Below are 21339 nucleotides of genomic sequence, written 5' to 3' on the forward strand. Positions count from 1 at the left end.
GCGCGCCTTCACCTGTTCGATGCTGTCCCTTAATCAGACGATGATCTGTAATTCTGACCGCTTTTAAATAGGGTGCGGTTAATATTAGTTATCCAAAATACGCAACGAATTTAGTGCTGATAAACTGGGCGACGGAGCGAGAAAACAGGTTGGTTTTACCGCCTGCCCGTTCCCTGAATACGGCGTTTCAATTCGCCGGATAGTCGGTAGAAACAGGCTTTTTCTGTGATTTGGAAGGACGCGTCGCCACGGCATACTGCGCATGGGCGATCGCTCGAGAGGACGAAGGTTGGCTGTCCTCCTTCCGGCACGCACGGTGTCGCATCAGCCGATTCCCCCGCCCACTCTGCCCATCTGATTTTGACAAGTATCGGGGCTCGCTTTGAGCCCGTTTTTGGAAGTGACTCATGAAGCCGGGAAAGAATCTGCTTGGTAAGAACCGTACGCGCAAGTTTGCGTGGACGCTGGGTGCGGCACTCATCGCCGCGATACTCGCTGTTTGTCTTTGGCATTATCACCAGCGCAACGTGCAAGTGCCGCCGGCGCTTACGGGTGTCGCCAATCAGATGCGCCACGATCCTTCGGCGTGGACTCGTGAAGAGAAAGACGCGTCGCAAATGCTGCGCGATATCAACAGTGCGAATGTCGCTGCGATCGGCGTGAGCCCCAGCGCGATTCTGGTGTCACGACGCGACGGCTCGAAGTACTTCGTCACCGATCACAACGCCACCTTCTCGCACGCGCTCCTGCTTGGCGAACCGAAGACCGACCAGGCCGCTGCGTACCAACTCGTGTGGCTTCCCGACGCGGATATTCGCACCGGCGGCGCGCGCTGGGCTCACGTGTTCGACCAGACTCGCGACGCCATCAGTCTGCTGCTGCCGCTGCTGCTGGTCGGCGGCATGCTGTGGTTCATGCGTCGCGAAATGCGCGGCGGCGCCAAGCTGCTCAGCAAGGCACCCACGCTCTGTTTCGACGACGTGATCGGCGCGGGCGAAGCGAAGGCCGCGCTCGCGGACATTCGCGGCTATCTCTCCGATCCGAAACAGTTCACCTCGATGGGCGTGCGCGCGCCGTGCGGCATTCTGATGGTGGGCGGCCCGGGCGTCGGCAAAACGCGGCTCGCGCAGGCGCTGGCCGGGGAATGTGGTGCCAGCTTCATCTCGATCACGGGCAGCTATTTCAGCGCGAAGTACTACGGTGTCGGCATTCAGAAGGTCAAGCATCTGTTCGAGCTGGCGCGCAAGAATGCTCCCACCGTCATTTTCATCGACGAAGCCGACGGCCTCGCGAAACGCACCGACACGGGCGGCGGTCCGGTCGAAGCCGAAAGCAACCGCATCATCAATCAGCTGCTCGCGGAAATGGACGGCTTCGCGTCGAACGAAGGTGTGATCATCGTCGCCGCGACCAATCACCCGGACAACCTCGACGAAGCCTTGCGCCGGCCGGGCCGCTTCGATCGTACGGTGCAGGTTCGGCTGCCCGACCGCGAAGACCGCGCGAAGATTTTCCGTTTCTACGCGGAGAAGCTCAAGTCGAAAGCCGCCGACATCGACTACGACCAACTGGCACGCCTTACCACGGGCCTGTCCCCGGCTACGGTTGCGATGGTGGTCAATCAGGCGGGGCTGGTCGCGCGCAAAGCCGGCGAAAGCGAAATCGCGGCGAAGCATTTCATGGAAGCGATCAAGATCGCCCGCATCGGCGACGTGAGCGGCGCGGAGCGCGCGCTCACGGAAGACGAGCGTACACGGATCGCCGTGCACGAAGCAGGGCACGGGTTGGTAGCCGCGGTGCTCGGCACCGGCGTGCTCGAAGAAGTCACGATCCTGCCGCGTGGCGGCGCGTTAGGCGTTGCGCTCATCACCAAGGCGCAGGATAAGCATCTCTACCGCGAGACTGAAATTCGCAACGAAATCCAGGTTCTGCTCGGTGGGCGCAACGCGGAAATCCTCATGTTCTCCGAAGCTTCGAGTGGCGCCGCATCCGATTTGCAGGAGGCGTCGCGCATCAGCCTGGACATGGTGTCGAAGTTCGGTTTCAACCGTGACGGCGATCTGTTCAGCCTGGCGGCGCTTCCACAGCAATACGCGGGCTTGCAGATGAAGAGCGCCATCGAGCACGCCAACGTGCTGCTCAAGGAATTGAATGAGCTGTGCTACGCGCTCCTGCACGCCTACGAGCCGGTGCTACGCGCCATCGCCGACGAATTGCTCGAACACGAAACCGTCCCCGGCGAAACCGTGTACCGGCTGATCCGCGAGCATAAGAACACGCTCACGATCGTCCACGACGAACCGGCAGCGGCCTGAAGCCAAGGCCGCTTTACGCGAAGTCGGATCGGCCCGGCGGCGGCACGCCGGCGGGTGTGTCGGTGTCGCCCAACACCTCGTCTGCCGGGTTGTCGGCCGCTACGGAATCTTCGCCTTTTTGCGGTAACGGCTGATCGAGACCGGGTTCGACGGGCGTCGGGATAGCGTCGCCGATCGGCTTGGAGACGTCTGTGGGGCGAGTGCCTGGGTCTTCATCGGCCCGGTGTTCGGGTTCATGCGGGGGATTCGGCGTATGGGCCACGAGCGCTCTCCAGTTCAAGGTAATACCTTGGGGCAGCAAGCCATGTACCACGGGCCGGGCTCGCCGGCCTCAACCTCTTCCCCCCGCCGCCTACAGAACGCCCGACTTCCAGATCATCTGCGCCGCAGCCGCCATCACGAATACCAGCACCAGGATTCGGAACGCGCCTGGCGGCAGCCGGTCCCGCAATGGCCGCACCAGCAGAATGCCGATGATTACCGGCACGCTCGCGCAAGCCGAGATGGCCAGATCGCTCCAGCTGGCGTGCGCGCCGCCGCTGAAAGTGGCGACCAGCGTGATGATCGACACCACGAGAATGATTGCGATCTGCTTGGTGAATACCTTTCCGGTGGCGCCGGTGGCGATCAGATACATCGCCAGCAAAGGGCCGGGCACCGAGGCAATGCTCTCCATCACCGCCGCGCCGAATCCCAACCCAAAACCGGCCGGTTTGGCCCATCTGGGCGTCAACGTCAGCCGGGGCGAAGCCAGTAGCAGCAGCGCCGCGATCATCAGCAGACCGCCCGCCGCCGCTTGTGCGCGATGCGGCGCCAGCGAGATCAGGACCGTCACGCCGACCACGTTGCCGATCACGGTGCCGAGCAGCGGCGCGGCGATGCGCCGGACGGTCGGTAGCAGCTCGCCGCCTTCGAGCGCTTGCGGGATATTGCCGAGGATGATCGGCATCGAGAGCAGCAGCACAGCGTCTTTGACCGGCAGAAAGTGGCTGAGGATCGGCATCGCGACGAGCGGCACGCCGATACTGACGACGCCTTTGACCATGCCGCCGATCAGGAGCGCGGCCGCGATGCCCAGCAAGGCGTAGGTGTCCAGCGCCTGCAGGTTGGTACCCAGCACGCCGTTGGCGAAAGTGAAATGAGACATCGTCGAAGTCCGCGGGCCAGGCGCGCGGACCGGATGAACGGGAAGTCGCGCGGGCAGTGGCGTGTTTTTATCGTTCGGCCGGTTCAGTGCCCGCGTGTCGTGCAAGGTCGGAAGCGGCCAGCCAGGTGAGGCCGCATGATACCGTGCCGCCGCATCGGCCGCCTGCGAGGGGTCGCGGGCGCAGCCTCAGGCGCGCTTCGTCAAACGGCGTCGGACGCCGTCCGGTCCTTTCCTGATACACGCCCGTCGCGCCCGTCCCTCGCCGGGCGGCCGTCGGCCGATGCCTGCTGCGCCGCCGTCATGGAAGACGCCTGCGCAGCAACAGCAGGCGCGCGCCTTGTTTTCAGACGAAGAATCGGCTCCTCGATCAGCCGCCACGACAGCAACGCAAGCGCGAGCGAAATCGCAAACGATGCCGCGACGCCGACCGCGTGTGCCCACACCGGCACCGTGCCGCCGAACAGCGCCGCTGCGTGATGGTTGCGCGTCAGGTCGGGAATCAGGTTGTGATACAGATAAAAGCCGTAACTGATGCGGCCGAGACCCGCCAGCCAGGCCGTCTCCAGAAACCCGATCACAGCGCTGTTGCGGCAGCAGGCAAGCGAACACACGAACGCCGCGATAGCGACGCCATACAAGGCATTCAACGCGGTGTAGAGCAGCGGATTGTCCAGTTCGCTCCAGCGCGGCTCGGTCGCGCAGAAGGCGACGAGGCACAGACTCAGCGCGAACAGCGTCGCGCCATGCCCGAGCCGGGCGCGCACGCGCGCGGCGTCGCCGGCGATCGCCAGGCCGCCCAGGCCACCCAATGCCAGCAGCCAGAAGTTGGTGAGCGGGTGCGTGTAGATCGTGATGTCCTGCCAGTGCGCCGCGCGCATCGTCAGCAACGACAGCAGTCCGATCGCGACGATCACCCAGCACACCGCGCGGTGCCGGCGCGTCGCCAGCAGCAACAATAGCGGCGCGAGCACGAGGTAGAACTGCTCCTCGATCGCGAGACTCCACAGATGCGAGTAACGCCCCGGCCAGTAATGCAATACCGAGCCGATCCAGATATCCGACAGATAGGCGAAATGAAACGGCATGCCGCTCGCCAGTTCCGGACTGGCGAAGCCGAACGCCATCAGCACACACATCACCAGCAGCATCAGGTAATAGATCGGGAAGATGCGCAGTGTCCGGCGAAACAGGAAGCGCTTCAATTCGGCGCCGACCCTGCTGCCGCCTGTCTCGATGCGCGCGCGTTGCGCGGCGAGAATGCCGATGATCAGAAAGCCGCTGAGCGCGAAGAAGATCCAGACGCCGAGATGACCGATTTCGCCAATGTCGCCAAACAGGCGATGCTGGAAGAAAACCATCAGAACGGCAATGGCGCGCAGACCGTCGAAGCCGGCAATCCTGTTAGTGGTGGGTTCATGCATGAGCCCATCCTACGATGAAAAAAAGCGAAAAAAATCGCGCGATACATTCAGTTAATCATTTTCGCGGGCATTACCGATCGACATGGCAGCGCGGTCATTTAAAGCCGCAAAACTTTCCGCGAATTGAGGACGTGGCGACTCAGTATTACCGCACGCCGACATCTGAATTTCAAATGACCCGCGCGGCGGAAGTCGTCAGAGGCGGCTTGTCAGCGCAGGCGAGCGCGCCGCACGGCCACGGGCGGAACGTTTTATTCTGATGCGGTTCCTACGAGGAACAGCGGCGCAATGCCGCCTTGTACGGTGTGCCGCGCCGGCGCGCCATCCTGCGAGAGAGTCAATGGAAACCCGTCGGGAACGCTCGATCGAAGTGGATTTTTTCCGCGGCATCGTGTTGATCGTCATCGTGCTGGATCACATGCCGGGCAGCATGTTGTCGCATCTGATGCTGCACGCCTATGCGCTATGCGATTCGGCCGAAGTGTTCGTGTTTCTCGGCGGCTATGCCTCCGCCGCCGCCTACACGGCGGTGTTGGCAGGCCGCGGCGAGGGCGCGGCCAAGATGCGTTTCGTCAGAAGGTGTTGGGAAATTTACCGCGCCTATCTGTTGACGGCGGTGCTGACGCTGGTCTCGGGCGCCGTGCTCGCGCTGCTGCATCTGAACGGTCCGATGGTCGAGTTGACCGGCTGGCCGCCTTTCGCCATGCAACCCCTGCGCGAGGCGTTCGAAATCGCGGTGCTGCGACGCCAGCCGTATCTGTCGAGCGTACTGCCCATGTACGTGATCTTCGCGTTGTGCGTGCCGTTCGTGGTGCCGCTCGCACGACGCTCGTCGCTGACGGCGCTCGCCCTGAGTGTGGCGGTCTGGGCGCTGGCCCGGCCGCTCGCGAGTCTCTTCAGCATTGACGACATGGCCGACTGGGCTTTTAATCCGTTTGCGTGGCAACTGATGTTCGTTTTTGGCATTCTGTGTCGCGTGCAACCGATCGGCGAGCGTTTTCACGCGACCCAAACCGCGCGCTGGCTCACGCGGATTGCCGTGGTGTCCGTGCTGGCCTTCGCCGTTGTTAAACTATTCGTGCTGACGCAACCTTTGCCCGGCACACTCAAACAGAATCTTTCCGCAGACCGCGTGATCAACTTTATCGTCATCGCCTGGCTCGCCGCGCAATTCGTGCGCATGGGCAGCATCGCCTGGCTGGCGCGGCGCCTGCCCGCCGTCGTGACCGTCGGCCGCACCGGGCTCGTGTGCTTCGTCGCCGGGACGGTGGTGTCGCTCGTCGTCGATACGGCGACGCCTCATACGTTTCATGGTTTTCGCGGCGTGCTGATCGGACTCGGCGGCGATCTGGTGGCGATCGGCGCCTTGCTGATGATCGCGCGCGGCTGGCATGGCTGGAAGAAATCGCAGCAAGCGGGCGCGGCGGCCAACGGCGCGGGATACGGATGAGGGCGCGCGGGCGCTCCGTGCTTTCGACGCGATATGCACGCACGACCTCCCGGGTGGTCGTGGCGTTGTTGTGGATGGCCGCTCGACCGGCCCTGGCGGCAGGCGCGGAAGCCCCACTGGCGATGCGCTGCGCGGAGTTCGCGGGCGCCGTTCTGCCGCCCGAACTGATTGCCTTGCCGAGCGCCGGCGTGCAGATCGAAAGCGCGGCAATGGTCGGTGCCACGGCGCCCGGCAATCAGCAAGGCGGCGAGTACTGCCGTATTACCGGCCGCATCAAGGCGCTCAAAGCCGCCACCCCCGATATCCGCTTCGACCTGAATCTGCCGCGCCACTGGAACGGCCGAGCGCTGCAGATCGGTGGCGGCGGCTACAACGGCACGGTGGTGAGCGGCACGGGCGTGATGCCGTTTTCGCCCAATCGCGCGCCGCTCGCGCAGGGCTATGCGACCTTCGGGGACGACTCGGGGCACGTGGGCGATTCGTCGGTGGCGGTGTTCGGTCTGGTCGACGAAGCGGTGACGAATTTCGGCTATGCGCATCTGAAGAAGACGCACGATGCCGCGCTTGCGCTGATTGCGCGCGCCTATGGCCGGCCGCCGCAGCGCATGTATTTCGCCGGCGGCTCGACCGGCGGGCGCGAAGGCTACACCGTCATGCAGCGTTTTCCCGACGACTACGATGGCGTGATCGCCAATTCCCCCGCACTCAATTTCTCCGGCGTGCGCCTGCTCGGCGTGAAGCTGGGCCAGGCCGAATACGCGACGCCGGGCGGTTTCATTGCGCCCCTGACTCTCGAACACGTGTATCAGCGAACGCTCGCGGCGTGCGACCGGCTCGACGGTGTGGCGGACGGCATCGTCAGCGATGTGGCCGCGTGCCGGGAGCAGGAGCCGGAGATCATTGCCTCGCTGCGTTGCGCGGGGCATGCGCCCTCGCATGACGAATGCCTCACGGACCCGCAGCTTGCCACCTTGCTCGTGATGCGTGACGGACTGTCTTTGCCCTACCACCTGGCGTGGGATGTCACTGGCTATCACGGCTACAACATCTTCCAGGGTACGCATCTGACCGGCTTCCTCGGGCTTGCGCATCAGGCAGAGCGTTTGCCGGTGCCGACGTTCTTCGCGAACGGCTATCTGTTTGCACAAGGCGACGGCTATATCCGCTATTTCGTCACGCACGACGCGGAGTTCGATTCGCTACATTTCGATGTGCAACATCCCGGCAAATATCGCGCGCAACTGATCGCGCTGTCGCAGACCATCGGCGCGATGAACCCGGATCTCTCGCGCTACATCGCGCGCGGCGGCAAACTCATCACCCTGCAGGGTCTCGCCGACGAAGTCATCAGCCCGAATCAGACCATCGCTTATTACGAGTCGCTGATCGATCGCTTCGGCGCTGACCAGGTCAATTCGTTCATGCGTTTGTACATGGTGCCGGGATTTCAGCACGGCAGCGGCGTCTTCATTCCGTCGGTGGATCTGCTCGGCGTGCTGGATAACTGGGTGACCAGAAGCGTCTCGCCGGAGACGCTGACGGCAACCGACATCGCGCCGGCAACCAACGGACGCTCGCGGCCTTTGTGCCGCTATCCGCAGTTTCCGCGCTATGTCGGCAAGGGCAATGTGAATCTCGCCAGCAGCTTCGCGTGTGCCGAGCCGTGATTTCTCATCGTGGTGAAAGCGCCGGACTGCAGTTCTTGCAAACACTCTATCGAGATGGAAAAGACAAGGGCGGCGACGCCTGTAAAAAAGCGCCGCCGCCCGCATCGACGGTCGAGCTTACTGGCCGTTCTGCATCGTTCCGTTCGATCCATTCGTTCCGTTCATGCCCTTACTCATGCCATTGCCGGCGCCGTTGTTCATGCCGTTGCCCGTGCCGCTGGTCGAGCGATTCATCGACGGGCTGTTAGGCGTCGCACCGGTACCGGTGCCGATGCCGCCGCCGGTGGCGGTCACGCCCGGCGAGCCGTAGCCGGAACTATTGGGGCTCTTCATCGAGTTCGGGCCGACACCTGGCGCAGCGGTGCCGCCCGCGCCGCCCGTCGTGCCGCCGCCTGCGCCAATGCCGCTACCGCCCGCGCCACTGCCGCCCGCGCCGCCACCACCGCCGGCTCCGCCACCAGCTTGCGCATAAGCGCCGCCCGACAATGCCATCACGAGCGCCGAAGCAAAAATCGTCTTGGTAATGTGTTTCATGGTTCGCCTCCATAAGGTCGGATTCATTCCACGCAAGCGCCTGTCGCTCACATGATTGAATCGCCGCAAGCGGTGTGCCTCGGTCGCACACGCGTGCGTGGCATGCGCAACCCGTCTTTTTGCATTGCAGCGAAAACGGTCGCTGTTACCGCTTCGACCCGCGCGCCCGAAGAGTTTGCCTGCCGACCGCTTCCCCTACGTATTCACGGTGCAATGCCGGGAAGCGCTGCACGCTTTCGCGCTTTCCATTACATTGCGGGTGCGGTGGCGTTCCAGCACTGCTCCCTCCACTCGAACAACGGTGTCTGCCATCGTCGAATCCATGCAGCCAATCGTCTCCGTCACGAACCTGTCCAAGACTTACGCCACGGGTTTCCAGGCGCTCAAGAACATCAATCTGGCGATCAATCGCGGAGAAATCTTTGCCTTGCTGGGGCCGAACGGCGCGGGCAAGACGACCCTCATCAGCATCATCTGCGGCATCGTCAACGCCAGTTCAGGCAGCGTGATGGTGGACGGCCGCGACATCGCCACCGACTATCGCGGCGCGCGTTCGCTGATCGGCCTCGTGCCGCAGGAGCTGACCACCGACTCGTTCGAAACCGTCTGGGCTACGGTCTCGTTCAGCCGCGGCCTGTTCGGCAAGCCGAAAAACCCGGCTTACGTCGAAAAGGTATTGCGCGATCTCTCGTTGTGGGAGAAGCGCGACAACAAGATCATCACGCTGTCGGGCGGCATGAAGCGCCGGGTGCTGATCGCCAAGGCGCTCTCGCACGAACCGCGCGTGTTGTTCCTCGACGAACCCACCGCGGGCGTGGACGTCGAGCTGCGGCGCGACATGTGGAAGCTGGTGCGCTCGCTCGCCGAGAGCGGCGTGACGATCATCCTCACCACGCACTACATCGACGAAGCCGAGCAGATGGCCGACCGCATCGGCGTAATCAGCGGCGGCGAGATCATGCTGGTCGAAGAGAAAACGGAGTTGATGCGCAAGCTCGGCAAGAAGCAGCTCGCGCTGCAACTGGAAAGTCCGCTCGAGCAGGTGCCGGCATCGCTCGCGGGATACGGGCTGGATGTCGCGAAAGGCGGCAACGAGTTGATCTATACGTACGAAGGCGAAGGCGGCCGCACCGACATCATCGCGCTGCTCAAGGCGCTCGACGACGCCGGCATCCGCTTCAAGGACCTGCATACGACGCAGAGTTCGCTGGAAGACATCTTCGTCAGTCTGCTTCGAGGTGACCAATGAATCTCTACGCCATTCGCGCGATCTACAAGTTCGAGATGGCGCGCACCTGGCGCACGCTGATGCAGAGCATCATCGCGCCGGTGATCTCCACCTCGCTTTACTTCGTGGTGTTCGGCGCGGCGATCGGCTCGCGCATCAAGGAAGTGGACGGCATCAGCTACGGCGCGTTCATCGTGCCGGGCCTGATCATGCTGTCACTGCTGTCGCAGAGTATTTCCAATGCGTCGTTCGGGATTTACTTTCCGCGCTTTACCGGCACGATCTACGAGTTGTTGTCGGCGCCGGTGTCGTACCTGGAGATCGTCGTGAGTTATGTGGGCGCGGCGGCCACCAAGTCGATCCTGCTCGGGCTGATCATTCTCGCCACCGCCGGACTGTTCGTGCCGCTGCAAGTGCAGCACCCGTTCTGGATGATCCTGTTCCTCGTGCTCACCGCAGTGACGTTCAGTCTGCTCGGGTTCATCATCGGCATCTGGGCGGATAGTTTCGAGAAGCTGCAACTGGTGCCGCTCCTGATCATCACGCCGCTGACGTTTCTCGGTGGGAGTTTCTACGCGATCAATATGCTGCCGCCGTTCTGGAAAGTCGTGACGCTGTTCAATCCGATTGTCTATCTGGTGAGCGGCTTCCGCTGGAGCTTCTACGGTCTCGCGGATGTGAACGTCGAAGTGAGCCTCGCCATGACTGCGCTGTTTCTCGCGGTGTTTCTCGTGATCGTCGCGTGGATCTTCAAGACCGGTTATCGACTCAAGACCTGAATCCGCCGCACGCGTGCCCGACATGCGAAACTAACGGCCACCCTTACTACGGAGCCGCTAGCCATTATGTCCGTCGATCTGAGTCTGATTGAGCGAAGCGCGTGCGAAGTCGTCGATCTGTTGCGCGAGGAAGCAGTCAGTCCGCATGACCTGCTCGACACGCTGGCCGAGCAGGTGGCGCGTGTCGAGTCGCAGGTCAACGCGCTGCCCACGCTGTGCTTCGAACGCGCCCATGAGCATGCCGATGCGCTGCTGAAAAAGCCGGTCGCCGAGCGCGGCCTGCTATGCGGCTTGCCCGTGCCGATCAAGGATTTGACCGATGTGGCCGGGGTGCGGACCACACGCGGCTCGCTGGTCTATCGCGATCGCATTGCGCCGACCTCGGACGCCGGTGTCGCCTTGCTCGAAGCGCGCGGCGGCGTGGTCTATGCGAAGTCCAACACGCCGGAGTTCGGCTCGGGCGGTCATACGTACAACGGCGTGTTCGGCATCACGCGCAATCCGTGGGATCTGTCGCGTTCGGCGGGCGGTTCGTCGGGCGGCGCGGCAGCCGCGTTGGCCTCGGGCACGGCGTGGATCGCGCAGGGCTCCGATCTGGCCGGCTCGCTGCGTACGCCCTCGGCGTTCTGCGGCGTGGTGGGGCTGCGTCCCACACCTGGGCGTGTCTCGTATGGTCCCACCGCGAATCCCTATGACACCCTCGGCATTCACGGCCCGATGGCGCGCAACGTAACGGACGCGGCGCTCCTGCTCGACGCGATGTGCGGCGACGTGCGATGCGCGCCGCTCTCGCTCGGCGAAACCTCCCGTTCGTTTCTCAGCCATGCGCGCCGCCCGCAGCGGCCGGCGCGAGTCGCGTTCAGCGAGGGCCTCGGCATCGCCCGCGTCGAGCCGGAAATTCTCGTGATTTGCCGCCAGACCATGGAGCGGCTGACGGCAGCCGGAGTCGGCGTGGACGAGAGCGATCTCGATCTGAGCGGCGCGCAAGCGGCATTTCATACGTTGCGCGGCATCGCGTACGGCACCCGCTACGAAGACGTGCTCGCCCAGCATCGCGACGTGCTCAATCCCAACGTGGTCTGGAACATCGAGTTCGGTCTGCAACTAGATGGCGCAGCGGTGCGCTCGGCGCAGCGCACCCGGGCCGAACTGTTCTACAAGGCCAACGCGCTGCTGGAGCGTTACGACGTGTTGATCTGTCCGGCCTCGATCGTGCTGCCGTTTCCGGTCGAAGCGCGCGATATCCGCGATGCCGTCGGTCAGCACTTCGAGACGTACATCGACTGGCTCGCGATTACGTATGCACTCACGCTCACCGGTCTGCCGGTTATCGCGATTCCGTGCGGGATGAGCGCGAGCGGTCTGCCGGTCGGCATTCAGATCGTCGGCAAGCCGCGTGGTGAAGCGGCGTTGTTGTCGGCGGCGCGCGCGATCGAAGAGATCATCGGGCCGTGGGCCAAGGGCAAGCCGCAGGCGCGGTGAGCGTGTTCTGCCGCGGTCCGCGCAGGGAAAGCCGCGACCGGTGCCCCATGCGCACCGGCCGCGCCTCGCCTCGACACCCCCGTTTACCGCTTAAGTCACATACGCCTGAGCGACGTTGATCAACTGCACGCGATTGCGCACCTTGAACAACTGCCGCAGACGGCGCAGGTGATAGTCGACGTTATGCGGCGACAGCCCGAGAAAGTACGCAATCTCCTTATCGCGCTGACCCTGCACCACCGCCTTGAGCACCGCGTGCTGCAGATCGCTCAACGCCACGCGCTGCTGCTGCGCGGGCGCAATGCCGATCACGCTTTTAGCGTGCGTCCAGATGAACTCGTGGACCGTGTGCGCGAACATCAAGGTTTCGGCGACGATCGACTCGGTCATCCAGCGCGGATTGCCGATCTCCGAGTTGAAGCACAGGCTCGCGCTCAACTCCGGCTCGGGCAGCGGCATCTGCGTGAGGATGCCGCTCTTGCGCCCGGTCGTCTCCAGCATGTCGATCAGGCCGCCCAGCCGCTCGCTGCGCATTTGCGCACGCGGCAGATCGGCGCGCATGTCGGCGGTATTCCAGAGGAACGGCATACCGGTCGGCGAGGCCAGCGCGACGCGCGGGTCCAGCTCGAAATAGCGCTCGCGGAAATACCGCGTGAGCCAGCTCGGCGACTCGTAGCTGGTCAGCACGAACATCGTCTTGTGATTCGCCGAGGTTCGCGTGGCGCTGTAACTGAACGAATCGAAGCCCAGTTGCTTGATGCGCTGCCGGACGAATTCCATGCGGTCCTGCGCAGTGCCAAAACGCACCAGCGGACTGATGACGGGCGCGGCCCGGCGCGCGGCGGGTGAGGGCGTGCCGATCTCCTCCTCGGTGAAGAGCGTGAGGAAGCCCGTGGACGCCGTGCCGGTTGCAGCACGGTGTGATGCTCTGGATGCTTCAGCCGCGTGGGCTGATTTCCCGGACTGCCGCAGGCCGGCCGGGTAAGCCGGTTGTGCGGCAGCCGCCGAGGTGTAAGCCGCCGACGCCTGCCCGGCTTCGCCTTGCGGCGAACCAGTCAGCCAATGCGGCAGCGTATCGCATTCGTGTTCCATGAAACGGTAGCTCCGGCGTTCGAAAAGCGTGAAGGACGACAAGCTGAATGATTAGCTATTTCCAAAAATTACGGTAGCCGGTTCCTTGCTATCATTTTTGGGATCTTGCTTCGACAGCAGAACGGCAACACGGATGGGGCAAGGTTTTCTCATTGGCATACGGCACCTCCCAGGGAATGAACGTGATGGCACGAATTCCAAAGCTGACAACGACGCTCGCCAACGACCGCTACATGGCGGGCCAGAAACTGGTGTCGAGCGTGGATCGCCCGTGGCGGCACCTGGTGCTGCGCTCGTATCTGGAACCCGACGAGCAGGAACTGCTGGAGGCGCCGGGCCTGCAAGATCTCACGCTGATGACGCTCGCGAGCGGCGCCGAACACCTCGAACGCAATCTCAATGGGCGCTGGGAACGCGCCGATCTGCACGCCGGCGATGTCTGGTTCGTGCCGCCCGCGCCGATTTCATGGCGCTGGCACTCGATCAGCGATGAACCGCTGTCCACCGTCCATCTGCATATCGAGCGCGGCCTGATCGACAGCGTTGCCGATCAGATGGAACTCCAGGGCTCGCGCGAGTTGTCGCTCGGCGATGCGATGCAGTTCCAGGATCCGCTGATCGCCGCGACGCTCGGCGCGTTGCATCGCGCTGCCGCCGATCCGGCCGACTCGCGCCTTTATGTCGACGCGTTGGTTCATGCGCTCGCGGCGCACCTGCTGCAGCATTATTCACGCGACCGCCGCGCGCGCGGCGCACTGCCCGCGCAGCCCGAGCGGCTGGTGCCGCGCCGGATTCGCCGTGTGACCGACTACATCCGCGCCAATCTTGCCGCCGATCTGGCGATCAGCGAACTGGCTGCGCAGGCCGGATTAAGCAGCTTCCATTTCGCCCGCGTGTTCCGCCTCGAAACGGGTGAAACGCCGCATCAGTTCGTTACGCGTTTGCGGCTCGAAGAAGCGGCGAGGCTCTTACGCGCCACCGATCAGACCGTGCTGCAGATCGCGCTGGCGGTTGGTTTCGAGAATGCCAGCCATTTCTCCGTGCAGTTCAAACGTGGCTATGGCGCGACGCCGCTCGCCTACCGGCTGCGCGGCTGAACGCTGGATGGCGCGGGGCGTAGTGGATAAAGCGGAACGGCCGGCGAAGGTGTGAGGTTACGACAACCAGAGGTACAGTCCCAATGAGCCGCCAGGCCAGGAACCACGCGCCTCTCGCAGTGTGCGGTGCATTGCGTGGCTTGCAAACTACGAACTTTCGTGGCGACGACATGGCCGGACCTGGCATGCGCGTGCCGCGATGGGCTCCCGGCGTATTTTCAGGCCGTGACTGGCCAACTGGTCCAACTGGCCTGACCGGGTTGGCGGCAAGTGTATCTGTCTAAGCCTTGCACAGGACGACAGAATCATGCGCCTGCGCGCTTCGTGCCAGCCGCGTCTGACCGACCCTTCCATTCAACCGTCACACTGGAAATCTTGCGATGACCCGACTTCGAATCACCTCCGGCAGTCACGTGTTGACTGCCGAAACGCATCCCGACGCGCCGCAAACCGTCGCCGCTTTCCTGAAACTTCTGCCGTATCGCCAGAAGATCATTCACGTGCGCTGGAGCGGGGAAGGCTGCTGGGTGCCGCTCGGTGACTTCAAACTCGAGAACGACGGCGGCGCGGTCGGCTTCGAGAACCACACGAGCCATCCCTCGGTGGGCGACATCCTGTTCTACCCGGGCGGCTATAGCGAGACCGAGATCATTCTCGCGTATGGCTCGTGCTGCTTCGCCAGCAAGATGGGCCAACTGGCGGGCAACCATTTCCTGACCATCGTCGAAGGCAAGGAGAAGTTGCGCGAGCTCGGTACCAAGGTGCTGTGGGAAGGCGCGCAAGACGTGCTGTTCGAAAAGATCTAACGCGCGACCTGACGCGCGTGAGCGGCACGCACGTCGTAACCCTGGTTAATTTTTGTTCCGTAAATCGCGCATACTGGAGGCGACTGAGCGGCTCGTTAAGCGCTCACGTTATACCCTCTGAGTGTCTTGCGGGCGCGGTTCGCCATCGATGCGGCCAGCTCAGGCGAGGCACGGAACAGCTATTTTCGCCGCCAGACGGCGCCAGGTCTCCTCTATGACGGACTCGCACGTACTGCCGCTCGCCGCCTTCGCCGCTCAGGTGCGCCTGCAACAGGTCGATCTGACCGAGCGCTGGATGAAGGCCGTCTTTCACGACGCTGAACTGACCGAAGCCGACCGGCTGACCTACGAACAGTTAGCCGACCACATCCCGAACATCCTCGACGAAATCTGCAGCGTGCTCGAGAACCAGGACCTCGACCAGGCCGAAGGGGCGATCGAGCGCGACGCGCGTCTGCACGGCAAGTTGCGCTGGAAGCAGGGCTACCGGATCGACGAACTGGTGCGCGAACTCGATCTGTTTCGCCAGATGCTGAGCGGCGCGGTCGTCGAATACAGCGAGTCGCGGCCGTCGTTCACGCGGCGTCACGAAGAGCGCGCCCGCCATTTCATCGACGAAGCCGTCAGCTTCGTTACGCTGACGTCGATCCGCGAGGTGGTAAGCGAGCGCGATAGAACGATCGACGATTACACCGGCCGACTCGAGCGCGCCAATCACGAACTTACGCTGCAGCAGCGGCTGGTCGGCGATCTCTACGAGTCGCGCATGCAGATCACGCGCAGCGTCGTGCACGATTTGCGCAACTTTCTCAACGTGTTTTCGATGGCGCTGCAACTGATCAGCCGCGCACCGGCCAAGATCGAAACTGCGCTCGCGCTGGCGAACCGTCAGGCCGCGGATATGAAAACGCTGGTCGACGAACTGGTCGAATACTCGATCGTGCTCGGCGATACCAGCCCGCTCGTGCTCGAGCGTTTCGGGTTGCGCGAGTTGTTCGACGAACTGGTGATTTCGTGCGAACCGGCGATCGAGGTCAAAGGCCTGCGTTTCCAGGCGGCCTTCGATCCCGCGCTGGACACGGTCGTCTCGAATCGGCTGAGGCTCAAACAGATCGCGCTCAACCTGCTGACCAACGCGGCGAAATATACCAAGGCAGGTCAGGTCGAATTGAGCATGGTCGCGGTGGAGGGCGATCTGTGGCGTTTGCGGGTGTCGGATACCGGTGTGGGCATCAGCGCATCGGATCGCGAACGCGTGTTTATCGAATTCGAACGCGCCACCGATGAAGACATTCCCGGCGCCGGCCTCGGTCTCGCGATCGTCAAGGAGTTGTGCCGGATGCTCGGCGGGCAAATGCGTTTCGAGTCCCAGGAAGGAGCGGGGACGATCTTCGAAATCAGTTTTCCGTTGCGGCTGGACGCGCCGGAATCCAAATAAAGCTTGTCCGCTGCAGAAGCGGGTGATGGTTCGAATGGATCAAGCGCTCGCTGATCCTGTTTCCCCCATTTGCCAATCAGATAATCCCGGCTTGCGGCTGAGCGCGGATTAATGATTGCGCGCCCCATATGAGACTTTTGGCTGTTTTCGTCTTAAGTCCAATAGTTCGTTTGGCACTGTTCGAGATAAAAATTAGCTTTTAAGAGTTGTCGTATTCGCGACGCGCGGGACGTGACGGCACACTGTTCGCGTCGCGTTTGCGGTCCATTGAAAAGGCGGCCAACTCTTAGATTTAGGCGGTGCGAGATAAATAGTTAGGATCGCATAAGACAAATCTCGGCAAATGAAATTCGATAAATAGATTGGGAGAAAAGCTTGATCAAGACATACAAAACGGATTGGAATAAAGCCACGCTCGTGCACGAGCCCGCATTCACGAGCATTCGCAAGCGGCGGCCAACAGGTATGTCGTGGATGGCGGCGAGCGCGGGGTTATTGAGCGCGCTGGCGTTCAACTCGCAGGCCTGGGCGGCGCAATGCGAGGCGGGCAAGGACGACTGTGCTTCGCTCGAAGTGGCGGCGCAGACGGGCAACGGTGCGAGCGAGAAAGAACACGAGCTTGCGTCGGATAAGCCGGGCAAATCATTCAACGCGATCATGAATGTCTCCGGCGTGGCGCCGGCCGGTTTGCTGGCGGGGGTGCAGTCGGCAACCGCGCCTGGTTCCGGCAATGTCCTGGCGCTGAGCGCGCCAGGTGCGGATGCGGTCAGCGACGTACCGGTCACCCAGTTCATCGCCGTCAGCCCGAACATCACGCCGGCTCTCGTCACCGTCGCGGATTACGGTGTGAACGCGATGGCGGTCGGCGTGGGGGCGAACGCCATCGGCGATGCGTCGCTGGCGGTCGGCGCGAGCGCGGGCGCGTCCATGCGCGGCGCCACGGCGGTCGGCTCGCAGGCGGCGGCGCTGGCCGTCAACACGACGGTGGTCGGGGCCGGGGCATCGACCACCAGTTTTGCCGAAAACGGCGTGGCGATCGGCTATAACGCGCTGGCGCAAAACGCCAACGCGCTGGCAATGGGTACCTCCGTGCAGACCAACGCGGCGGATTCGATCGCGGCGGGCAGTCATGCGTACATCACGACGGCAGCGGACAAGGCCGTCGCGCTGGGTTCCAACGCGTTCGTCAGCGGTGCGGGTTCGGTCGCGCTGGGCGCCGATTCCACCGCGGACCGGACCAATGTGATTTCAGTCGGCGGCACGACCGTGCAGCGACAGATTATCAACGTCGCTGCGGGCACGCAGAACACCGACGTGGTCAATGTCGCGCAACTCAAAGGCGTGACGGCGGCGGTCGGCGGCGGGGCGGCCGTCGCGACGGACGGCACGATCACGAAGCCGGCCTACTCGATCGGCGGCAAGACTTATAACGATGTCGGCACGGCCTTGTCCGCGCTTGCCAGCACCGGCGATGCAGCGGCCGCGGACGCGGTGCAATATGACTCCAGCGCTCATGATCAGGTGACCTTCGGCCGTGCCGGCACACCGGTGCGGCTCACCAACCTCGATGCCGGTGCGCTCGCAGCCGACAGTGCCGACGCCGTCAACGGCGCGCAACTGTTCGCGACCAATCAGGCCGTCGCGCAGAACACCAGCGACATTGCCACGAACACCACCAGCATCACGAATCTCGACCAGCGCATCACCGACAACACCAGCAGCATCACCAATCTCGACCAGCGCACCACGACGATCGAGGGCGACGTGAGCAATATCACGAACCAGATCAATCATGGCGAGATCGGTCTCGTGCAGCAGGACCAGGTGTCGCACGATCTCACGGTGGCCAAAGACACGGACGGCGCTCGCGTCGATTTCAGCGGCACGGCTGGCGCGCGCGAGTTGACCGGCGTCGCGGCCGGCACTACGGATGCCTCCGCGGTCAATCTCGGTCAGCTCAAACCGGCGGTGGCCGCGCTCGGCGGCGGCGCGCAGATCAATGCGGACGGCTCCATCACCGGCCCCACGTATCACATGCAGGGCGGCATGCAAACCACGGTGGGCGATGCGCTCGGCTCGCTCGACAACGGCCTCAGCACCTTGCAGCAGAACATGGAGATCGGCGGGGTCGGCATGGTCACGCAAGACCCGCTGTCGCGCGTCATCAGCGTCGGTGCGACGACCGACGGCAATCTGGTGAACATGGCCGGCACGGCCGGCAATCGGGTCGTCACCGGCGTGGCGCGCGGCGCGGTCAACGCTGCCAGCGTCGATGCGGTCAACGGTTCGCAACTGTATGGGCAGGCGGCGAGCACGGCAGTGGCGCTGGGCGGCGGCTCGACGGTCAATGCGGACGGCTCGGTGGCGGCGCCGTCGTACAGCGTGGGCGGCGCGGTGGTGAATAACGTCGGCAGCGCGATCACCAACCTGGACGGGCGGGTGACGCAGAACACCACCGACATCGCGGGGCTGCAAACCACGATCAACAACATCGGTGGCTCGGTGGCGAACGCAGTGCAGTACGACAGCTCCGCGCACGACCGCATCACACTGGGCGGCGCGACGGCCAACGCACCGAAGGTGGCACTCACGAACCTGCAGGACGGCCAGATTTCGGCGACCAGCAGCGACGCGGTGACCGGCTCGCAACTCTGGAACACCAACCAGATGATCGGCAACCTCAATCAGACGGTGCAGAACAACCAGGTCGCGGGCAGTGCGTATGTGTCCGTCAATAGTTCCGGCAATGCGGCGCAGGCGATCGGCAATCAATCGGTTGCGATCGGCGGCGGGGCGAAAGCGTCCGCGCCGAACTCGGTGGCAATCGGCGAAGGTTCGGTGGCGGATGTGGGCAACACGGTGTCGGTCGGTTCGGCGGGCAACGAGCGACGTATCACCAACGTCGCGCCGGGTCAGAATCCGACCGACGCCGTCAACATGCAGCAGTTTCAGGGCGGCTTGAGCGGCGTGGCGCGTGCCGCGTACACCGGCACGGCGCAGGCGATCGCGCTGAGCATGATTCCGGAAGTCGACGCGAACAGGAACCTCGCGATCGGCATCGGCACGTCGGGCTATAAGGGTTATCAGGCGGTGGCCGTGGGCGTCTCGGCGCGTGTCACGCAGAGTCTGAAGGTGAAGCTCGGCGCGGGTATCAGCTCGGCCACGACGACGGTCGGCGCCGGTGCGGCGTACCAGTGGTAGCAGGGAGGCGGGAGGGGAAATCCGGCGCGCCAGAGCGGCGCGCCGGGGCAGGCAGCGAGCGGGACTCGCTGTCCGTGGAAGCGGCGCCGTACGATCAGGCGGCGCTTCCGTTACGCATTATTTGAACAGTTTCGTGGCTTGAGCGATGGTGTTGACCACGCCCCATACCAACGGCAACGTCACGTACAGCCAGAAGACGGCGAGTTTGACCTTGCTGGTCGATTGCGCTGCTTGAATAGTCGACATGTGGGTCTCCTCAGGCGCCTTTGGCGAGTTGTGCGTCGGTCATGTGGTGTTTTTCGTCCACGCGCTTGACCAGCAGGTTGCAGATGAAGCCGACCACCAGCAGGACGGCCATGATGTGAACCGTCATCGTGTAGGCGTCCGCCTTGGCGACGCCATGCGCCACTTCGTAGGCGCGGATGTAGTTCACCAGCACCGGACCCGCCACGCCCGCAGCGGCCCACGCGGTCAACAGCCGGCCGTGAATGCCGCCGACGAACGCCGTGCCGAACATGTCGGCAAGGTACGCGGGCACGGTGGAGAAACCGCCGCCGTACATCGTCAGGATCAGGCAGTAGGCGAGCACGAAGAAGGCGATCTGGCCCGACGCCGCGAAACTCGGCACGAGGAAGTACAGCACTGCGCCGAGCGCGAAGAAGATGAAGTAGGTGTTCTTGCGGCCGATCCAGTCCGATGCCGAAGCCCACACGAAACGTCCGCCCATGTTGAACAGCGAGAGCAATCCGACGAAGCCCGCAGCCGCGGAGGCGGTCACGGTCTCCTTGAAGCTCTCCTGGATCATCACCGATGCCTGGCCGAGAATGCCGATGCCGGCCGTCACGTTCAGGAACAGCACCAGCCAGATCAGGTAGAACTGCGGCGTCTTCAGCGCCTGGTCGATATGCACGTGGTTGCGCGAAATCATCTTCTTCTGATTGGTCGCGGGCGGCGTCCAGCCGGCCGGTTTCCAGTCAGCCGGCGGCACGCGGATCGCGAGCGCGCCGATCGACATCGAGATGAAGTAGGCGATCCCGAGCACGACGAACGTCTCGGCCACGCCGATGCTGGTCGCGCTACGGAAGTGGTTCATCAAGGCCACGGACAAAGGCGCCGCGATCATCGCGCCGCCGCCGAAGCCCATGATCGCCATGCCGGTCGCCATGCCGCGACGGTCCGGGAACCAGCGGATCAGCGTCGACACGGGCGACACATAACCGAGCCCGAGCCCGATGCCGCCGATCACGCCATAGCCCAGGTAGAGCAGGGCGATCTGATGCAGATGCACGCCGAGCGCCGATACGAGGAAGCCGCCGCCGAAGCAGCATGCCGCGGTGAACATCGTGCGGCGCGGGCCGACACGTTCGAGCCACTTGCCGGCAAACGCCGCCGACAAACCGAGGAACACGATGGCCAGTGAGAAGATCCAGCCAAGGGAGGTCAGCGACCAGTCATCGGTAGTGGACTGCGTAATCCCGATCACTTTCGTCAACGGGCCGTTGAAGACCGAAAACGCGTAGGCCTGGCCAATACACAGGTGAACGGCGAGGGCCGCGGGCGGCACCATCCAGCGCGAAAATCCCGGTTTCGCGACGGTAGCCTGTTTGGAAAAGAATGGGGCAGAGCCTGAATTGCTGCCCGGCTCGGTAATGCTGCTCATGGTCGGTCTCCGGTGAATCCTT

Annotated in this window: 18 protein-coding genes; 11 read left to right on the forward strand and 7 right to left on the reverse strand. The window is 63.4% G+C overall.

Features of this window, described 5'->3' with window-relative positions; all coding sequences use genetic code 11:
• Positions 1-407 precede the first annotated feature (407 nt).
• On the forward strand, positions 408-2315 hold the full coding sequence (locus tag FQ705_RS31065) for an AAA family ATPase (RefSeq protein ID WP_144148371.1): 1908 nt from the start codon (positions 408-410) through the stop codon (positions 2313-2315).
• A gap of 13 nt (positions 2316-2328) precedes the next feature.
• Here FQ705_RS31065 and FQ705_RS31070 read toward each other — a convergent pair whose 3' ends face one another.
• The 3 genes from FQ705_RS31070 to FQ705_RS31080 form a co-directional block, all read right to left on the reverse strand.
• Positions 2329-2595, reverse strand: coding sequence for a hypothetical protein (locus FQ705_RS31070; RefSeq protein ID WP_409934753.1), 267 nt, complete (start codon positions 2593-2595; stop codon positions 2329-2331).
• Positions 2596-2667: 72 nt separating this feature from the next.
• Complete coding sequence (locus FQ705_RS31075; protein WP_144148373.1) at positions 2668-3462, reverse strand: sulfite exporter TauE/SafE family protein; 795 nt, start codon at positions 3460-3462, stop codon at positions 2668-2670.
• Between the two features lie 200 nt (positions 3463-3662).
• A complete protein-coding gene (locus tag FQ705_RS31080; RefSeq protein ID WP_144148375.1) occupies positions 3663-4883 on the reverse strand; it encodes an acyltransferase family protein in 1221 nt (406 codons plus the stop codon).
• Positions 4884-4897: 14 nt separating this feature from the next.
• On the opposite strand from FQ705_RS31080, the gene FQ705_RS31085 reads away from it, so the two are divergent.
• The 3 genes from FQ705_RS31085 (at position 4898) to FQ705_RS31095 (ending at position 8000) form a co-directional block, all read left to right on the forward strand.
• Positions 4898-5143 (forward strand): hypothetical protein, encoded by a 246-nt coding sequence (locus tag FQ705_RS31085; protein WP_144148377.1) that lies wholly within the window; start codon positions 4898-4900, stop codon positions 5141-5143.
• 80 nt (positions 5144-5223) lie between these two features.
• The gene (locus tag FQ705_RS31090) at positions 5224-6333 is read left to right on the forward strand and encodes an OpgC domain-containing protein (protein ID WP_144148379.1); all 1110 of its coding nucleotides are present in this window, start codon (positions 5224-5226) and stop codon (positions 6331-6333) included.
• Entirely contained in the window at positions 6330-8000 is a 1671-nt protein-coding gene (locus tag FQ705_RS31095) for a tannase/feruloyl esterase family alpha/beta hydrolase (RefSeq protein ID WP_144148381.1), read from the forward strand. Before FQ705_RS31090 ends, FQ705_RS31095 begins: the two co-directional genes overlap by 4 nt.
• 117 nt (positions 8001-8117) lie before the next feature.
• Here the strand turns inward: FQ705_RS31095 and FQ705_RS34260 are convergent, their stop codons facing one another.
• The gene (locus FQ705_RS34260; protein WP_186308088.1) at positions 8118-8534 is read right to left on the reverse strand and encodes a hypothetical protein; all 417 of its coding nucleotides are present in this window, start codon (positions 8532-8534) and stop codon (positions 8118-8120) included.
• Positions 8535-8856: 322 nt separating this feature from the next.
• Here FQ705_RS34260 and FQ705_RS31105 point away from each other — a divergent pair, with 322 nt between their 5' ends.
• The 3 genes from FQ705_RS31105 to FQ705_RS31115 all read left to right on the forward strand — a co-directional run bounded on the left by FQ705_RS31105 (position 8857) and on the right by FQ705_RS31115 (position 12023).
• Entirely contained in the window at positions 8857-9783 is a 927-nt protein-coding gene (locus FQ705_RS31105; RefSeq protein ID WP_144148907.1) for an ABC transporter ATP-binding protein, read from the forward strand.
• Positions 9780-10541 carry an ABC transporter permease gene (locus tag FQ705_RS31110; protein WP_144148385.1) on the forward strand — a complete coding sequence of 254 codons (762 nt, stop codon included), beginning with the start codon at positions 9780-9782 and terminating at the stop codon, positions 10539-10541. Before FQ705_RS31105 ends, FQ705_RS31110 begins: the two co-directional genes overlap by 4 nt.
• A gap of 66 nt (positions 10542-10607) precedes the next feature.
• On the forward strand, positions 10608-12023 hold the full coding sequence (locus FQ705_RS31115; RefSeq protein WP_144148386.1) for an amidase: 1416 nt from the start codon (positions 10608-10610) through the stop codon (positions 12021-12023).
• Positions 12024-12113: 90 nt separating this feature from the next.
• Here the strand turns inward: FQ705_RS31115 and FQ705_RS31120 are convergent, their stop codons facing one another.
• Positions 12114-13115, reverse strand: a complete 1002-nt coding sequence (locus FQ705_RS31120; RefSeq protein WP_144148388.1) for a helix-turn-helix transcriptional regulator — start codon at positions 13113-13115, stop codon at positions 12114-12116.
• A gap of 185 nt (positions 13116-13300) precedes the next feature.
• Here FQ705_RS31120 and FQ705_RS31125 point away from each other — a divergent pair, with 185 nt between their 5' ends.
• The 4 genes from FQ705_RS31125 (at position 13301) to FQ705_RS31140 (ending at position 19657) form a co-directional block, all read left to right on the forward strand.
• Positions 13301-14212, forward strand: coding sequence for a helix-turn-helix domain-containing protein (locus FQ705_RS31125; protein ID WP_144148390.1), 912 nt, complete (start codon positions 13301-13303; stop codon positions 14210-14212).
• 380 nt (positions 14213-14592) lie between these two features.
• Entirely contained in the window at positions 14593-15018 is a 426-nt protein-coding gene (locus tag FQ705_RS31130) for a DUF3830 family protein (protein WP_144148392.1), read from the forward strand.
• Positions 15019-15232: 214 nt separating this feature from the next.
• Complete coding sequence (locus tag FQ705_RS31135) at positions 15233-16456, forward strand: sensor histidine kinase (protein WP_144148394.1); 1224 nt, start codon at positions 15233-15235, stop codon at positions 16454-16456.
• A 375-nt stretch (positions 16457-16831) separates the two neighbouring features.
• On the forward strand, positions 16832-19657 hold the full coding sequence (locus tag FQ705_RS31140) for a YadA family autotransporter adhesin (protein WP_313955691.1): 2826 nt from the start codon (positions 16832-16834) through the stop codon (positions 19655-19657).
• A 117-nt stretch (positions 19658-19774) separates the two neighbouring features.
• Here FQ705_RS31140 and FQ705_RS31145 read toward each other — a convergent pair whose 3' ends face one another.
• Entirely contained in the window at positions 19775-19903 is a 129-nt protein-coding gene (locus FQ705_RS31145) for an oxalate:formate antiporter (protein WP_144148396.1), read from the reverse strand.
• A gap of 10 nt (positions 19904-19913) precedes the next feature.
• Complete coding sequence (locus FQ705_RS31150) at positions 19914-21317, reverse strand: OFA family MFS transporter (protein WP_144148398.1); 1404 nt, start codon at positions 21315-21317, stop codon at positions 19914-19916.
• Positions 21318-21339: the final 22 nt, after the last annotated feature.

The sequence above is a fragment of the Paraburkholderia sp. BCC1884 genome (assembly GCF_900996225.1).
GTDB lineage: Bacteria > Pseudomonadota > Gammaproteobacteria > Burkholderiales > Burkholderiaceae > Paraburkholderia.